The sequence below is a fragment of the Lelliottia sp. JS-SCA-14 genome, assembly GCF_035593345.1.
GTDB classification, from domain to species: Bacteria; Pseudomonadota; Gammaproteobacteria; order Enterobacterales; family Enterobacteriaceae; genus Enterobacter; species Enterobacter wanjuensis.
Genome location: NZ_CP141606.1, coordinates 2,455,294 through 2,471,405, shown reverse-complemented (window position 1 = coordinate 2,471,405; position 16,112 = coordinate 2,455,294). Strand labels below are relative to the sequence as shown.

General features: G+C 55.4%; 14 protein-coding genes. 13 read left to right on the top strand and 1 reads right to left on the bottom strand.

Annotated features, from left to right (window positions below):
* Positions 1–55 precede the first annotated feature (55 nt).
* The gene (locus tag U9O48_RS11590) at positions 56–484 is read left to right on the top strand and encodes an OsmC family protein (RefSeq protein WP_285144446.1); all 429 of its coding nucleotides are present in this window, start codon (positions 56–58) and stop codon (positions 482–484) included.
* Between the two features lie 44 nt (positions 485–528).
* Here U9O48_RS11590 and U9O48_RS11585 read toward each other — a convergent pair whose 3' ends face one another.
* Positions 529–1,941, bottom strand: coding sequence for an MFS transporter (locus U9O48_RS11585; RefSeq protein ID WP_324724398.1), 1,413 nt, complete (start codon positions 1,939–1,941; stop codon positions 529–531).
* A gap of 130 nt (positions 1,942–2,071) precedes the next feature.
* Here U9O48_RS11585 and U9O48_RS11580 point away from each other — a divergent pair, with 130 nt between their 5' ends.
* From U9O48_RS11580 to dsbG, 12 genes are all read left to right on the top strand, one after another.
* Positions 2,072–2,989, top strand: coding sequence for a LysR family transcriptional regulator (locus tag U9O48_RS11580; RefSeq protein WP_324722517.1), 918 nt, complete (start codon positions 2,072–2,074; stop codon positions 2,987–2,989).
* 349 nt (positions 2,990–3,338) lie between these two features.
* Entirely contained in the window at positions 3,339–4,100 is a 762-nt protein-coding gene (locus U9O48_RS11575; RefSeq protein WP_324722516.1) for a SapC family protein, read from the top strand.
* Between the two features lie 141 nt (positions 4,101–4,241).
* Positions 4,242–5,723, top strand: coding sequence for an alpha/beta hydrolase (locus tag U9O48_RS11570; protein ID WP_324722515.1), 1,482 nt, complete (start codon positions 4,242–4,244; stop codon positions 5,721–5,723).
* Between the two features lie 92 nt (positions 5,724–5,815).
* Complete coding sequence (locus U9O48_RS11565) at positions 5,816–6,067, top strand: helix-turn-helix domain-containing protein (protein ID WP_324722514.1); 252 nt, start codon at positions 5,816–5,818, stop codon at positions 6,065–6,067.
* On the top strand, positions 6,068–7,375 hold the full coding sequence (locus tag U9O48_RS11560; protein WP_285144450.1) for a type II toxin-antitoxin system HipA family toxin: 1,308 nt from the start codon (positions 6,068–6,070) through the stop codon (positions 7,373–7,375).
* A gap of 142 nt (positions 7,376–7,517) precedes the next feature.
* Positions 7,518–8,750, top strand: a complete 1,233-nt coding sequence (locus U9O48_RS11555) for a diguanylate phosphodiesterase (RefSeq protein ID WP_324722513.1) — start codon at positions 7,518–7,520, stop codon at positions 8,748–8,750.
* 90 nt (positions 8,751–8,840) lie between these two features.
* Positions 8,841–9,734 (top strand): aminoimidazole riboside kinase, encoded by an 894-nt coding sequence (locus tag U9O48_RS11550; protein ID WP_324722512.1) that lies wholly within the window; start codon positions 8,841–8,843, stop codon positions 9,732–9,734.
* Between the two features lie 176 nt (positions 9,735–9,910).
* Positions 9,911–11,428 carry a carbohydrate porin gene (locus U9O48_RS11545; protein ID WP_324722511.1) on the top strand — a complete coding sequence of 506 codons (1,518 nt, stop codon included), beginning with the start codon at positions 9,911–9,913 and terminating at the stop codon, positions 11,426–11,428.
* A gap of 67 nt (positions 11,429–11,495) precedes the next feature.
* A complete protein-coding gene (locus U9O48_RS11540; RefSeq protein ID WP_285154257.1) occupies positions 11,496–12,866 on the top strand; it encodes a sucrose-specific PTS transporter subunit IIBC in 1,371 nt (456 codons plus the stop codon).
* The gene (locus U9O48_RS11535; protein WP_324722510.1) at positions 12,866–14,275 is read left to right on the top strand and encodes a sucrose-6-phosphate hydrolase; all 1,410 of its coding nucleotides are present in this window, start codon (positions 12,866–12,868) and stop codon (positions 14,273–14,275) included. Before U9O48_RS11540 ends, U9O48_RS11535 begins: the two co-directional genes overlap by 1 nt.
* Before the next feature lie 28 nt (positions 14,276–14,303).
* The gene (locus tag U9O48_RS11530; RefSeq protein WP_282495225.1) at positions 14,304–15,320 is read left to right on the top strand and encodes a LacI family DNA-binding transcriptional regulator; all 1,017 of its coding nucleotides are present in this window, start codon (positions 14,304–14,306) and stop codon (positions 15,318–15,320) included.
* A gap of 44 nt (positions 15,321–15,364) precedes the next feature.
* Complete coding sequence (dsbG, locus tag U9O48_RS11525; RefSeq protein WP_416382221.1) at positions 15,365–16,108, top strand: thiol:disulfide interchange protein DsbG; 744 nt, start codon at positions 15,365–15,367, stop codon at positions 16,106–16,108.
* Positions 16,109–16,112: the final 4 nt, after the last annotated feature.

The following is a 16,112-nucleotide window of genomic DNA, read 5'->3' as shown; positions in this document are numbered from 1 at the left end:
AGATCGGATTCAACGTTCTATACTTAACCCTTTGCAAGCCAAAAGGAGAGCAATAATGACGATACATAAGCACGGTTCGGCACACTGGTCTGGCGACATTAAGCGCGGGAAAGGGACGGTTTCGACGGAAAGCGGCGTCCTGAATCAGCAACCCTACGGCTTTAATACCCGTTTTGAAGGCGAAAAAGGGACCAACCCGGAAGAGCTGATTGGCGCGGCGCATGCGGCCTGCTTCTCAATGGCCCTGTCGCTGATGCTGGGGGAATCGGGGTATACCGCAGATTCCATCGATACCACGGCAGATGTGTCGCTGGATAAAACCGACGGCGGATTTGCTATCACCAAAATTGCCCTGCAAAGCAAGGTGACCGTGCCAGGCATCGACCCGCAGCAGTTCGACGGTATTATCCAGAAAGCGAAAGCCGGATGCCCGGTCTCGCAGCTTCTGAAAGCCGAGATCACCCTCGATTACACCCTCAACTAAGTCTCTTGCCAGCGGCGGCTCCGCCGCTGGTTCTCGTGACGTTGTCACTGATTTCTGCGCAATCGACTTATGCTTAATGCAATCGCACAGCCTGATGCGGCGACCGCCAGCCATAGACTGACTCTCACCGCCTGATCCTGCTGCGCAATGGTGTTCGCCGAGACCATCACGGCCAGCAACACGCTGACCAGCGCCGCGCCGAGGCACTGACCGAAGGTGCGCACCACCGCCAGCACGCCCGACGCGTATCCGCTCCACTCCCGCACCACGCTCGACAACATTTCACGATTATTCGGGCTCTGAAAACAGCCGAAGCCAATCCCACAGATCAGGCTACGCAGGCCAATATCCCACTGCGCCGCTGAGTCGGGCAAGGTCGCCAGCAGCGCTAACCCGATAGCAAAAATCAGCAGGCCCGCCGTGGAGATGATCGACGGGGCGTATCTGTCCGCCAGTTTTCCGGCCCAGGGCGCAACCAGCGCAATGCCCACCGGCCACGGGGTGAACAGTAGCGCAGAGGTAAAGGCGCTGTAGCCATAGACACTCTGAAACAAGAACGGCAGGGCGACGAAGGTCACGCCCTGGCTGATAAAACTGGCCAGAGAAGTCAGCGCCGCAAGGGAAAACCGGCCTGAATGAAAAATCGCGGGCGGCAGCAGGGGTTTATCCGCCCGCCGGATGTGGCGAATAAAGGCAATACCGCTGAGAAGTGCCAGCCCAAACCAGTTGATGACCGACGCGCTGATAGCGTGATCGGCGGCGTGCGGGCTGGCAAAACTGTTGGTCGCCATGATCGCTGCGCCAAGCAGGGTGGCGGAAAGTAGCGCTCCTTTGAGATCAAACGGTTGTCCGCTCAACGCCGGTTTATGCGGTATGGCTTTGAAAGCCAGCATCAGGGCGAGCAGACCGGGTACAACGTTAATCGCGAATAACCACTCCCAGCTCAGGGCACTGAGAAGGAATCCTCCCAGCACGGGCGCGACGGCGGTGCTGGAGGCGATAAGCAATGCATTCAGGCCGAGGATGCGGCCTAACAATCTTCCCGGAAATACTGAACGCAATATCGCCGGAGCGATGCTTAAGGTGGCAGCGCCGCCCACTCCCTGCAAAATTCGCATGGAAATCAGGGTTTCGGCGTTTGGCGCGAGCGCGCAGCCGAGTGAGGTCAGGGTGAAGAGGCTCAGGCCGAAGATAAACACCGGCCTGAAGCCAATGCGCGTGGCAAGTGCGGCGAAGATCAGCAGCGTCATGGCCGCCGAAAGCAGATACCCGTTGGCGAACCAGACGGCCACCGGGGCGGCAACGTTCAGCGCATGCGTCATCTGCGGCAGGGCGATGTTCACCATTGAGCCGTCAAAAACCGCCATCAGGGTAGAGGTCATGACGGCGGCCATCACCCATACACGTTCGCGACCCGGCAAGCCTTCGTCCCCGGCTTTATCAGAAAAGAGTTCCATCATCTGTGTCTCATCAGCAAGTGTGTTTATGAGAGAAACTCTATTCCCAGGCCACGAGAGGCGGAAGACGCAGCATTGATACTGTATAGTTGCATCAGACGCCTTATCTCTTGTTCACAGGAGTTCTCTGATGACCGATCCCGATTTTAATCTGTTGATTGCGCTGGACGCGCTGCTGACAGAGGCCAGCGTGGCGGGTGCCGCGCGAAGGATGAATGTGAGTACCTCGGCCATGAGCCGCACGCTGGGCCGGTTGCGGGAGGTGACGGGCGATCCGCTCCTGGTCCGGGCTGGTCGGAATATGGTGCTGACGCCCTTTGCCGTGGCCAGCCGGGAGAGGGCGCGTAATACGGTGCTGGAGGCGAGGGCGGTACTGCAACCCTCCGCGGAATCACTCGATCTGGCGGAGCTGGAAAGGGTGTTTGTCCTGCGCGCCAATGACGGTTTTATCGAGGCGTTCGGCCCGGCGTTGATTACCCTGGTTGCCGAAGCGGCCCCTCAGGTGTGCCTGCGCTTTGCGGCCAAACCGGAGAAAAGCTCGCGCTCCCTGCGCGAAGGCCTGGTGGATCTGGAAATTGGCGTGGTCAGCCAAATGGGACCGGAAATTCGTGTTCAGGCGCTGTTTCGCGATCGCTTTGTTGGCGTGGTCCGCCACGATCATCCTCTGGCGGCATTAGCGAACATAAGCGTCAGCGATTACATTGCGTGGGGGCATGTGGTGGCTTCCCGCCGGGGCCAGATGCAGGGACCGGTGGACGAGGCGTTAGACGAAATGGGTCTGACGCGTAAAATCGCCAGCGTGGTGCCGGGGTTCCCTGCGGCGCTGGCGGTCGCCGAAGCGTCCTCTCTGATCGCGCTGGTTCCCGCGTCATTTTTGCATCGCCCGCAAACCTCCGCCCGGCTTCATGCGTTTGAGTTGCCGTTTAAAACCCGGACCATCACCGTCTCGCAAATGTGGCACCCACGGCTGGAAATGGATCCGGCTCACCGCTGGCTGAGAAAAACGGTGTTGGCCGTTTGCCGGGAGATTCAGGGTGAAGCCATGTAGTCGCGAATCATTTTTATTACGTTATGGCTTAACGATATTATTTTCCTAAGCTTTTAACGTCAGCGTTAAATTATTCTAAAAGACGAACGCATCATTCATTAAAATGCCTTAAAGAATAATTAAATTATGATAATCAATTGAAAAACACTTCCTGAACATACACATAGGTGTTGCCAGTCTCAAATGCCAGATGCTTCATTCTTTTTAAGGGTGAAGTTTCACAGGTAATTAATTACCATGCTTTGCTCTTGCCCATATTCATTTCTTGTTAAGAGAATGGCTGAAAAATCAATCGGTATCCGCACAATTTTACCACCAAAGAGTCACTTGACTCTTCAGAGATTAAAAAATGTCTAATACCATGCTGTTATATAAAAATGTTACTGCATTGTCTCGTGATACACATAAATCACTAAAACTGGATCCGGTAACCGGTTTCGAAGTCGCGGCGAAGACGCATTGGGTACCGACTGCTGGCGTTGAGCTGTATCAGGCGGCGCATCATTATCCTGTTGTTTTCGTCAATGAAAATCATAATGGCGCCGTCACCACCACCCCTCTTTTACTTCTGGGCCTTGAGGCTGGTCGCAATGACTTTGTCGCGAGTGATTATTCCTGGAAAAAAGGGTGCTATATTCCGGCATTTATTCGCCGCTATCCCTTTGTGATTGCCGCTGCGAATAAAGACGCCAGTGAATTCACCCTATGTTTTGATTCTTCTTTCCCCGGTTTTAATAAGAAAAAAGGAAAGGCGCTGTTTACTAAAGAGGGTAAAAATAGCGAGTTTCTTGAAGAGACGCTTCAGTTTATGAATGGGTTTAATATTGAAATGAAACGCACACGTGAATTTGTTGACCTGCTGAATAAACATCTGCTTCTTGAAAAATGCGCCGCCCAGATAGTCAGCAGTAGCAACGTTGCATTTAACGTTCAGGATTTTCTGGTGGTGAGTGAAAAAAAACTGGCGAATCTGGACGGAGAAGCCTTGGTTGAACTCAACCAAAAAGGGTATTTGGGCTGGATAACGGCTCATTTAATGTCCCTGTCAAACTTACCCAAACTCCTCGATATGCATCTGGAAAATAAATCCTCCGCTGACGTCAAACATTAATCCTGACAACCATCTTGCGGTAAAAATTGAGAAAGGCGGCCTGATTTTGAGGCTGCCTTTTTGCTGTCTGCTTTACACTTTTGGTATCCAGCGTTATCTCTTTTACTATAGACCTCATTTTTTTCAGAAAGAGAGATCGAAATGACGACTCTGCCGTGGCGGATACGCAGGCGTTTGTGGGCGGTAACAAAACACGCTCTGGTGGTGCTGGGCATTGTGGCGGTCGTGCTGCTGGCCGTGAGAATTTATAAGTCGCAAACCGGCCCGGCGCTGCACCCCTGGCATACCTGGACGGCGGATGAGTTTTCCGTACAGGAGACCGACCGCGCCAGCTTTGGTGATTATCTGACGCGCGAAACGGCAATCTTTCACGATCTACAAACCCAGGTGACGGACAAGCTGGACGAGGCTGACCGGACGCCGCTCAACCGGTTTTATCGTCACAGCCCAATATGGCCGGGGCAGTTTCCCGACGACGCTAACCACTCCTTTGTGCTGATGCCGCAGGGCAAACCGAAAGGGGCCGTGGTTCTCCTGCACGGTCTGACGGATTCTCCCTACAGCGTGCGCAGTATCGCCATTGATTATCAGCAGCGCGGGTTTGTGGCGGTTGCTCCGCGTCTTCCCGGACACGGCACCGCACCGGGCGCACTGACCAACGTCGACTGGGAAGAGTGGCTGGCCGTGGCGCGTCTTTCAGTGCGCGAAGCCACCCGTCTGGCGGGCAACGACGTGCCGTTGCATCTGGTGGGCTATTCCAACGGCGGGGCGCTGGCGATGAAATACGCCCTCGACGCCATTGACGATCCTCATCTTCGTAAACCGCAGCAGCTGATCCTGCTGTCACCGATGATCCGCGTCCACGCCTTCGCCCGTTTTGCCGGCCTCGCCGGACTGCCTGCGCTGCTGCCGCCCTTTGCTAAAGCGGCCTGGCTCAGCGTGCTGCCGGAATATAATCCGTTTAAATACAATTCGTTTCCGGTGAATGCCGCCCGCCAGTCCTGGCAGTTAACTCAGGCGCTGCAAAAACAGATCAACATCCTGGCACGCCAGAACAAACTGACGGCACTCCCGCCGGTGCTGGCGTTTCAGTCGGTGATGGATTCCACCGTCAGCACGCGCGGGGTGGTCGATTCCCTGTTTAACCTGCTGCCGGAGAACGGCAGCGAGCTGGTGCTGTTTGATATCAACCAGGCGAGTACGCTGCGCCCGCTATTCAGACCGGGCTCTTATGTGGCTGTGAATGCGCTGCTGCCGCCCACGCCGCGCCGTTTCGCGATCACGGTAGTTACCAATGCGTCTGCGCAGACCTTAGATACCGTCGCCCGAACCACGGCGGCGGGGGCAAAAGATGAAACCGTCCAACCGTTGACGACGCCGTATCCGCGCGATCTCTACTCCTTATCCCACGTGGCGATCCCGTTCCCGCCGACGGACGATCTCTACGGCATTGAACCCGTAGATCCACGCCGTTACGGTATTAATCTGGGCAACATCGCCCTGCGCGGTGAGACCTCCACGCTGGTGGTAGGAATGGATTCCCTGATGCGCGTGACCTCGAATCCGTTTTACGGGTATATGCTGGAGCGGATTAATCAGCGAATTATCCCCGACAAGGGATAAATCGTAAATATCCCTTTGCGAGGATAATTTGCTTTTATCCGCGATCGGGGATATTTTAAATTTATCCGCGATCGGGGATAAAAGAGGACACCATGAAAATTACCACATCCGCTACCCTCGCTAACGCGATACGCGATCAGCGTAAATCGCTGCAGCTGACACAGGCAGAGACCGCCGAACGTGTGGGCATGAAGCAGACCACCGTCTCAGGTTTTGAGCAAAACCCGGATACCAGCAAGCTGGAAACGCTGTTCCGTCTGCTTTCCGCGCTGGAACTGGAATTACACGTCGTCCCGCGCGGCGAGGTTGCTGACAAGGACAGCGGCTGGACTCAGGAGTGGTAAATGAAAAATAGTCAGCTCACCGTGGCGATGAATGGCACGGTAGTCGGCACGCTTTATCGTAACGGTAAAGGAGCGATGTCCTGGCAATATGCACAGACGTGGCTGCAAACGCCCGGCGCGCGTGTGATCTCTCAGTCGCTGCCGCTCACGCCGCGTCGGCAGGAAGGCGAGGCGGTCTATAACTTCTTCAGCAATCTGCTGCCCGACTCGCAGGCGATTATTGCCCGCATGCAAACCCGTTTTAAAGTGCCGACCGATCATCCCTTTGATCTGCTGGCAAGCGTCGGACGTGACTGCGTCGGGGCGATTCAGCTCTATCCCGACGATATCGCCATGCCTGCGGTGACGCAGATACATTCCACGCCGCTGACGGATGCGGACATTGCGGCGCTGCTCGACGGATACCGTAACGCGCCGCTGGGCATGAGCGACGATCAGGATTTTCGAATTTCCCTTGCCGGGGCTCAGGAGAAAACCGCGCTGCTCTGGCATCAGGGGCAGTGGCAGCGACCGCACGGCAGCACGCCGACCAGCCATATCTTTAAACTCCCGATCGGGAAAATCGAACAGAACAATATCGATCTGACGGAAAGCTGTGAGAACGAGTGGCTTTGCCTGCAGATTGCTCGGGAGTTTGGTTTTGCCGTCGCGAAGGCGTCCTTAGCGACCTGGGCGGATAAAACGGTGCTGGTCGTTGAGCGTTTTGACCGCAGATGGTCGCGGGACGGAAGCTGGCTGATGCGACTCCCGCAGGAAGATATGTGTCAGGCGCTGGGGTATTCACCGGCGCTGAAATATGAGTCTCACGGCGGCCCCGGTATTGCGGAAATCATGACCCTGTTACTGGGTTCGCGTCGCGCTTTGCAGGATCGCGATACCTTTTTCCGCACGCAGATCTTCTACTGGCTGATTGGCGCCATTGATGGCCACGCGAAAAACTTCAGCGTGTTTATCGAACCGGAATCTTCGTATGTCATGACACCGCTGTACGACATCCTGTCGGCTTATCCCATTCTGGGCGCAAAGGGTATCTCTGCACAGAAAGCGAAAATGGCGATGGCGCTACAGGGTAAAAACCGTCAGTACCACTGGGCGCAAATTCAGCCGCGTCATTTCCCGGCCACGGCTGAACGTGTCGGTTTCTCGGCCACGCGGGCGAGGGCCATGATGGCGGAGATTGGAACCATGACGCCTGATGTCATCGATAAAGTGAGTGCGCTGTTACCTGCTGATTTTCCTTCGCATATCAGCGAGGCGATTTTTCGCGGGATGGAAAAGCAGGCGGAAAGGCTGCTCAGGGCGGAATAAACCCGCGCTTACATTTACATTGTTTATGTATATACCAGGCAATCTGAAAACGATTTTTTAAGGATATATTATTAGTCGACAGCGATAAATTATGATAAACAATCGCTTAAAGACCAAATTATCATGACGGGATACACGCGCTGTGCTGACTACACTCATTTATCGAAGCCAGTTAAATTCATCCTGTGAACCTTTCAAACTCATTTCACTGGTCGAAAAAGCGAAGCAGCGGAATGCAGGGCTGAACATTACCGGCATTCTGCTGTTTAACGGCGCTGAGTTCCTGCAAATCCTCGAGGGGAAGGAAGAGAGCGTCGTTAAGCTGTTCCATAAAATCCGCGCGGATAAACGCCATCACGGCGTGGTGGAGCTGATGCGCGATTATGGGCCAAGACGACGTTTTGAAAACGTCGGCATGCTGCTTTTCGATCTGCAGGTCGATACGCCTAAATCCGTACTGGAATCGGTGCTGCGCTACAGCAAACTCGAAAGCTATCTCACCTCGGAAGATCGGGTCTTTAAATTCATTCAGTCCTTTATCACCCGGCAAAAGAAGCCAGGGGATGACGGCCTGTTTCGCCCCGATTACTGGAAGCTGGAGTCCGAAGTCGCGCCTTTTGGTCGCGGCGTCGAAGGTTTGATGACCAATCAGATTTGCCAGTTTGCCTTCCAGCCGATTGTTGAACCTTCGGAGGGGAAAATCACCTCTCTGGAAGCGCTGATTCGCGGCAATGACGGCGGTAGCCCGGAGCGATTCTTTAACGAGATCCCTGCCGACAAACTCTATGAAATTGATCTCCAGACCAAAGCCTATGCCTTCGCGCTGGCGGAGAAGATTGGCATTGGCGATCACAAAATCGCGATTAACCTGCTGCCGGGATCGCTGATTAATGTCCCGGACGCGGTGGAGTTTCTGGTCGATAACATCGCCAGACACCATCTGTTGCCTGAGCAGGTGGTGGTAGAAGTGACGGAAAACGAGATGATTTCCGGCTTCAATCAGTTTATCAGCGCCATTAAACAGCTGCGGGTAGCGGGAATAGGGCTGGCGATCGATGATTTCGGTTCGGGCTATGCCGGACTGTCGCTGCTCACTAAATTCCAGCCGGATAAAATCAAAATCGATCGGGAAATCGTCAGCGATATTCACCTTAGCGGCCCGAAGCAGGCGATTGTGAAATCCATTGTCAGTTGCTGTACCGATATGGAAATTACGCTGGTGGCAGAAGGGATCGAAAAAATGGAAGAGTGGTGCTGGCTGGAGTTTGCCGGTATCAAGCGCTTCCAGGGGTTTCTGTTTGCCCGTCCGCAGCTGAACGGCGTCGGAGATATTCACTGGCCGCAGATTAATCCTTCCCATCACATCAGAAACTAAAAGACGACGTGCCCTGGCGATATTTCCCATTGTGCCATGATGTGCTTAAATAGCTAAACCGGTTTAATTAAAGTTTAGCTTGAGGTGAGCATGAAAAAAATATGGGTGCTGGGCGACGCCGTGGTCGATCTTCTTCCGGATGGAGAGGGCCGACTATTACAGTGTCCGGGCGGAGCGCCAGCCAATGTGGCGGTTGGTATTGCGCGGCTTGGCGGGCATAGCGCGTTTATCGGCAGAGTGGGCGATGATCCTTTTGGCCGCTTTCTGCGTCAGACATTAATCAGGGAAAAGGTGGATGTAGAGTGGATGCATCTCGACCCTCTGCATCGCACCTCGACAGTGGTGGTCGACCTGGACGAAAGCGGAGAACGCTCGTTTACCTTCATGGTACGACCGAGCGCTGACCTGTTTCTGACGCAAGCCGATCTGCCTTCTTTTCACGAGGGCGACTGGCTGCACGTCTGCTCGATTGCCCTGAGCGCACAGCCCAGTCGTACCACGACGTTTCAGGCGATGGATGCCATCAAAGCGGCGGGGGGTTATGTCAGCTTTGACCCCAACATTCGTCCCGATCTCTGGCAGGATGATAACGAATTACGCGAGTGTCTGATGCAGGCGATGCGTAAAGCTGATGTCGTAAAACTATCCGTTGAAGAGCTAACCTTTTTGAGCGGACTTGATGAGCTGGAGCCCGCGCTGGCGCTGGTGGTTAGCCAGTCTCAGTCACCTTTAGTGCTGGTGACAAAAGGCAAAGAGGGCGTTGTCGCCTGGCACAATGGCACCTTGACCGCGTATTCCGCAGCGCCGGTGGTAAGTGTGGATACCACCGGCGCCGGAGATGCGTTTGTCGCCGGACTGCTGTACGGGCTGGTCAATCATACGGGCGATCTCCCTGCGATCCTGACGCTGGCGCAGCGCTGCGGGGCGCTGGCGACCACCTCGAAAGGTGCGATGACCGCGCTGCCTTACCAGCACGAACTGTAATTGCTTTCCCTCCCCAGACCGCTCGTCTGCGGTCTGAATTGTCGCCCTGGTCACATTTACTAAATCGGTTTAGCAAAAAACATTGCCGATCCAAAATTCAGCAGTTTAGTATCACTCACCTAAACCGGTTTAGCAGATTAGCAACTTTCAATAACCTCTTTTAGGGATGCGACAAAATGTATAAAAAACGCAGACTTGCCGTGATGATTGGCATGCTGGCCGGGAGTGCCTCCGTCTACGCTCAGACGGATATGAACAGTATTGAAGCGCGTCTTGCGATGCTCGAACAACGTTTGCAGGAGGCTGAGAACCGCGCGCAGGCCGCTGAAAAGCGCGCCAGTGCCGCAGAGCAGAAAACGCAGCAGCTGGTGGCCGTGCAACAGCAAACCCAGACCACCACTCAGGAAGTCGCGCAGCGTACCGCGGTGCTGGAGAAAAAAGCCGACCAAACCAGCGGGTTTGAGTTCCACGGGTATGCTCGCTCGGGTTTACTGATGAACGATGCGGCATCCAGCAGCAAAAGCGGCCCTTATCTCACGCCTGCCGGGGAGACGGGCGGCGCGGTGGGGCGTCTTGGCAACGAAGCCGATACCTACGTCGAACTGAACGTGGAGCATAAACAGACGCTGGATAACGGCGCGACCACGCGTTTTAAAGCGATGCTGGCCGACGGCCAAAAAACCTATAACGACTGGTCGGCCGATTCGAGCGATCTCAATATTCGCCAGGCCTTTGCCGAGCTGGGGCAATTACCTGATTTCAGCGGGCCATTGAAAGGCAGTACCTTCTGGGCCGGGAAGCGTTTCGACCGCGATAATTTCGATATTCACTGGCTCGATTCTGATGTGGTGTTCCTCGCAGGGACCGGCGGCGGGGTGTATGACGTGAAGTGGAGCAATGATTTCCGCAGTAACTTCTCCCTGTATGGACGCAACTTCGGCAGCCAGGAAGAGATCGATAACAACGTCCAGAACTACATCCTGAGTATGAATCACTTTGCCGGTCCGCTGCAGGTGATGGTGAGCGGGATGCGCGCCAAAGATAACGATGACCGCAAAGACGCCAACGGCGACGCCATCAAAACCGACGCAGCCAATCAGGGTGTCCACGCCCTGGTCGGTCTGCATAATGAGAGTTTCTACGGCCTGCGAGAAGGCTCGGCGAAAACCGCGCTGCTGTATGGCCACGGCCTGGGCGCCGAAGTGAAAAGTATCGGCTCTGATGGCGCGCTGCTGTCCGAGGCGGACACCTGGCGATTCGCGACCTATGGCACTACGCCAGTCGGCGGCGGGTGGCATATTGCCCCGGCGGTGCTGGCCCAGAGCAGCAAAGATCGCTATGTCAAAGGCGACAGCTACGAGTGGGTCACCCTGAATACACGTTTAATCAAAGAGGTCACCCAGAACTTTGCGCTGGCCTTTGAGGGCAGCTATCAGTACATGGATTTAGACCCGAAAGGCTACAAAGATCGCAACGCCGTCAACGGCAGTTTCTACAAACTGACCGTCGCGCCAACCTTAAAAGCCGGCAAGATCGGCGATTTCTTCAGTCGCCCGGAACTGCGTTTGTACGCCACCTGGATGGACTGGAGCAGCAAACTGGATCACTACGCCAGCGATGATGCCTTTGGCAGCAGCGGTTTCAACGCGGGTGGGGAATGGAACTTTGGGGTACAGATGGAAACCTGGTTTTAACCCTTTACGCTCCCGCAATGCGGGGGCGTCACTTACATCATAAAAATGCGTTCAGACAGAGGTGTCTATGGATTTTGATAATATCGCCCGCGCGCTTATTCCGCTGCTCGGTGGCAAAGAGAACATCGCCAGCGCGGCGCACTGCGCAACGCGGTTGCGTCTGGTGCTGGTTGACGACGCCCTCGCCGATCAGCAGGCGATTGGGCAGGTCGAAGGGGTGAAAGGGTGTTTTCGTAACGCAGGCCAGATGCAGGTTATTTTTGGTACCGGCGTGGTCAACAAAGTCTATGCGGCGTTTATTCAGGCCACCGGTATTGGCGAGTCAAGCAAGTCGGAAGCGGCCGACATCGCCGCGCGTAAACTGAACCCATTCCAGCGAATTGCACGACTGCTGTCGAATATCTTTGTGCCGATTATTCCTGCCATTGTGGCATCCGGCCTGCTGATGGGTCTGCTCGGCATGGTCAAAACCTACGGGTGGGTGAATGCGGATAACGCCATCTACATCATGCTCGACATGTGTAGTTCGGCGGCGTTTATTATTCTGCCGATCCTGATTGGTTTTACCGCCGCCCGAGAATTTGGCGGCAACCCCTATCTTGGCGCCACGCTCGGTGGGATCCTGACTCACCCGGCGCTAACCAACGCCTGGGGTGTGGCCTCCGGTTTCCATACCATGGACTTTTTCGGCTTTGAAATTGCCATGATCGGCTACCAGGGAACAGTGTTTCCGGTGCTGCTGGCGGTGTGGTTTATGAGCCTCGTCGAGAAACAGCTTCGCCGTGTGATCCCGGATGCGCTGGATCTGATCCTGACCCCATTCCTGACCGTGATTATCTCCGGCTTTATCGCATTACTGATTATTGGCCCGGCAGGCCGCGCGCTGGGCGATGGTATTTCGTTTATTTTAAGCACCCTGATTGCCCATGCCGGATGGCTGGCCGGACTGCTGTTTGGCGGGTTGTATTCGGTTATCGTCATTACCGGGATTCACCATAGTTTTCATGCGATTGAAGCGGGGCTGTTGGGCAATCCGTCGATTGGCGTGAATTTCCTGCTGCCGATTTGGGCGATGGCGAACGTCGCGCAGGGCGGAGCCTGTTTGGCGGTATGGTTCAAAACGAAAGATGCCAAAATTAAAGCGATCACGCTGCCGTCGGCGTTTTCGGCGATGCTGGGCATCACCGAAGCGGCTATTTTTGGTATCAACCTGCGCTTTGTGAAGCCGTTTATTGCCGCGCTGATCGGCGGTGCCGCGGGCGGTGCCTGGGTCGTATCGGTACATGTTTACATGACGGCGGTCGGGCTGACCGCGATCCCGGGCATGGCGATCGTGCAGGCGAACTCGCTGCTTAACTATATTATTGGAATGGTGATCGCATTCGGCGTCGCCTTTGCGGTCTCATTACTGCTGAAATACAAAACGGACTCAGAATAATGACGCTTCCTTCCCGCTGGCCTGCCGTTTTGCAGGCCGTCATGAAAGGGCAACCGCGTGCGTTAGAGGATAGCCACTACCCGCAGTGGCATCCCGCGCCCGTGACCGGTCTGATGAACGACCCCAACGGTTTTATCTGGCATGCCGGACGTTACCATCTGTTTTATCAGTGGAATCCGCTGGGTTGCGATCATCGCTATAAATGCTGGGGCCACTGGAGCTCAGAGGATTTAGTGCAGTGGCAGCATGAGCCCATGGCGCTGATGCCCGACGAAGAGTATGACCGCAGCGGCTGCTATTCCGGCAGCGCGGTCGATAACAATGGCGTGCTGACGCTCTGTTATACCGGCAATGTGAAGTTCGATGACGGTAGCCGCACGGCGTGGCAGTGTCTCGCCGTACAAAATGCCGACGGAGGATTCGATAAACTCGGCCCGGTACTGCCGCTACCGGAGGGTTATACCGGCCACGTTCGCGACCCGAAAGTGTGGCAGCACAACGGAAGCTGGTACATGGTGCTGGGCGCGCAGGATCAGCAAAAACGCGGCAAAGTGCTGCTGTATAAATCGGCTGATTTGCACACCTGGGACGCCTGCGGAGAAATTGCCGGGCACGGCGTGAACGGGCTGCAGGACGCGGGGTACATGTGGGAGTGCCCGGATCTGTTCGAGCTGGAGGGTACGCAGGTGTTGATCTGCTGCCCGCAAGGGCTGGCACGCGAGCCGCATCGGTATCTCAATACCTATCCCGCCACCTGGATGAGCGGTGATTTTGCCTGGGACAGCGCCACGTTCAGCCACGGACCGTTACACGAACTGGATGCCGGGTTTGAGTTCTATGCCCCGCAAACCACGCTTTCAGCCGACGGTCGCCGCATTCTGATCGGCTGGATGGGCGTTCCGGACGGGGAAGAGATGCTGCAGCCCACGCGGGAACACGGCTGGATCCACCAGATGACCTGCCCGCGTGAGCTCAATTTCCGCGAGGGGAAACTCTATCAACTGCCGATCCGCGAGCTGGCGCGCCTGCGAGAGCAGGAGCATCAATGGCAGGGGCGCGCTGACGATGCGCCAAGGCTTGATGCCGGTCGGCTGGAATTCACACTGATCCCCGATGGGCCTGTGAACGTGAATTTTGCCGATACGCTCTGGCTGAGCGTGGATGAGCAGGGGATTCAGCTGCAGCGTCAAAGTCTGGAAAATGGCGACATGCACACGCGCTACTGGTGCGGAAAAGTCACCTCGCTGCGTGTCCTGTGCGATCGCTCAAGCGTCGAGATTTTCATCAACGACGGCGAAGGGGTGATGAGCAGCCGCTATTTTCCTGAACATCCGGCGCAAATTCGCTTCGAAGGTGCGTCCGTCATCACATTACGCTACTGGTCGCTTCGCGCCTGCATGATAGAATGAGGGTTTTGGCAGCCGAGTCTAAGTCGTTGTGAGAAAAACAAAACGCGTCACCATCAAAGACATTGCTGAGCTGGCGGGGGTGTCCAAAGCCACCGCCAGCCTGGTGTTGAATGGTCGTAGTAAAGAGTTACGCGTGGCAGAGGAAACCCGCGACCGGGTTCTGGCTATTGCGAAACAGCATCATTACCAGCCGAGCATTCATGCGCGTTCACTGCGAGATAACCGCAGTCACACCATCGGACTGGTGGTGCCGGAAATCACTAACTATGGTTTTGCCGTGTTTTCTCATGAGCTGGAAACCTTATGCCGCGAGGCCGGAGTCCAGCTGCTGATCTCCTGTACGGATGAAAATCCAGGGCAGGAGACGGTGGTGGTCAACAATATGGTCTCGCGTCAGGTTGACGGCCTCATTGTGGCTTCCAGTCTGCTCAACGACGCGGATTATCAAAAACTGAGCGAACAGCTTCCGGTGGTGCTGTTCGATCGCCATATGAACGACAGCTCTTTGCCGCTGGTGATCACCGATTCCATTACCCCGACGGCCGAACTGGTGGCGGATATTGCCCGCCAGCATCCAGACGAAATCTATTTTCTCGGCGGGCAGCCGAGACTCTCCCCGACCCGCGATCGTCTTGAAGGTTTTAAACAGGGGCTGGCGAATGCCGGCGTTGAACTGCGCCCGGAGTGGATCATTCACGGCAACTATCACCCCAGCTCTGGCTACGAAATGTTTGCAGAGCTGTGTGCCCGATTGGGCCGCCCGCCGAAAGCCCTTTTCACCGCTGCCTGTGGTTTGCTGGAAGGGGTCTTGCGTTATATGGGGCAGCATCATCTTTTGCAAAGCGATATGCGGCTGGCCAGCTTTGACGATCACTATCTCTATGATTCATTGACCATTCCGATAGATACGGTGCGCCAGGACAATCGCCAGCTGGCCTGGCACTGTTTCGATTTAATTGGCAAGCTGATCGAAGGGGAAACCCCGGAACCGCTGCAACGCAAGCTGGCGGCGACACTGCAGAAACGCTATCAGGCCGGTCAATGATCCCTCACACATCCAGGAGCGATATGCGCCGTTCACTTCTTATCATGACGTCATGGTTTCTTCCCGCGCTGGCGATGGCGGCCAGCGATCTTCCGCCCATCGTGAAGCAGTTTGGCGAGCAGCAGGGCATTCAAAATATCAAAGAAATTGACGCACCCGGCGGCATGAAAAGCTGGATTGGTCAGTATCAGGATATGGGCGTGACGTTGTTTATGACGCCTGACGGGAAGCATGTCATCTCTGGTTATCTTTATGATGATAAAGGGAAAAACATCAGCGAAGACTATTTCCAGAAAGAGATTTACATCCCGCTGGGCCGCCAGATGTGGGAAACCCTCAACAAAACGCAGCCATTGAAAGAGGGCGCGGAAACGGCTCCGCGGAAGGTGTTTGTCTTTGCCGATCCGTTCTGCCCGTACTGCAAAAAATTCTGGGCACAAGCGCAGCCGTGGGTGAAAGCCGGGAAAGTGCAGCTGAATACGCTGCTGGTTGCGTTGCTTAATCCGAAAAGCGGCCCGAATGCGACCGCCATTCTGAATGCAGCCGATCCTGTTGAAGCCTGGAAAGCGTACGAGCTGTCTGGGGGCAAAACGTTGCCAGCGCTGAAGGGGGATTCATCACGTGAAACCTTCAACCTGCTCCAGCAACACCAGAAACTGATGGATGAGCTGGGCGCAAACGCAACGCCCGCCATTTACTACATGAATGCGAAGAACGAACTGCAGCAGGTGGTCGGGATGCCCGATCAGCAACAGCTGCTGGAGATGTTCGGGCCTAAACCGGAATAACCGC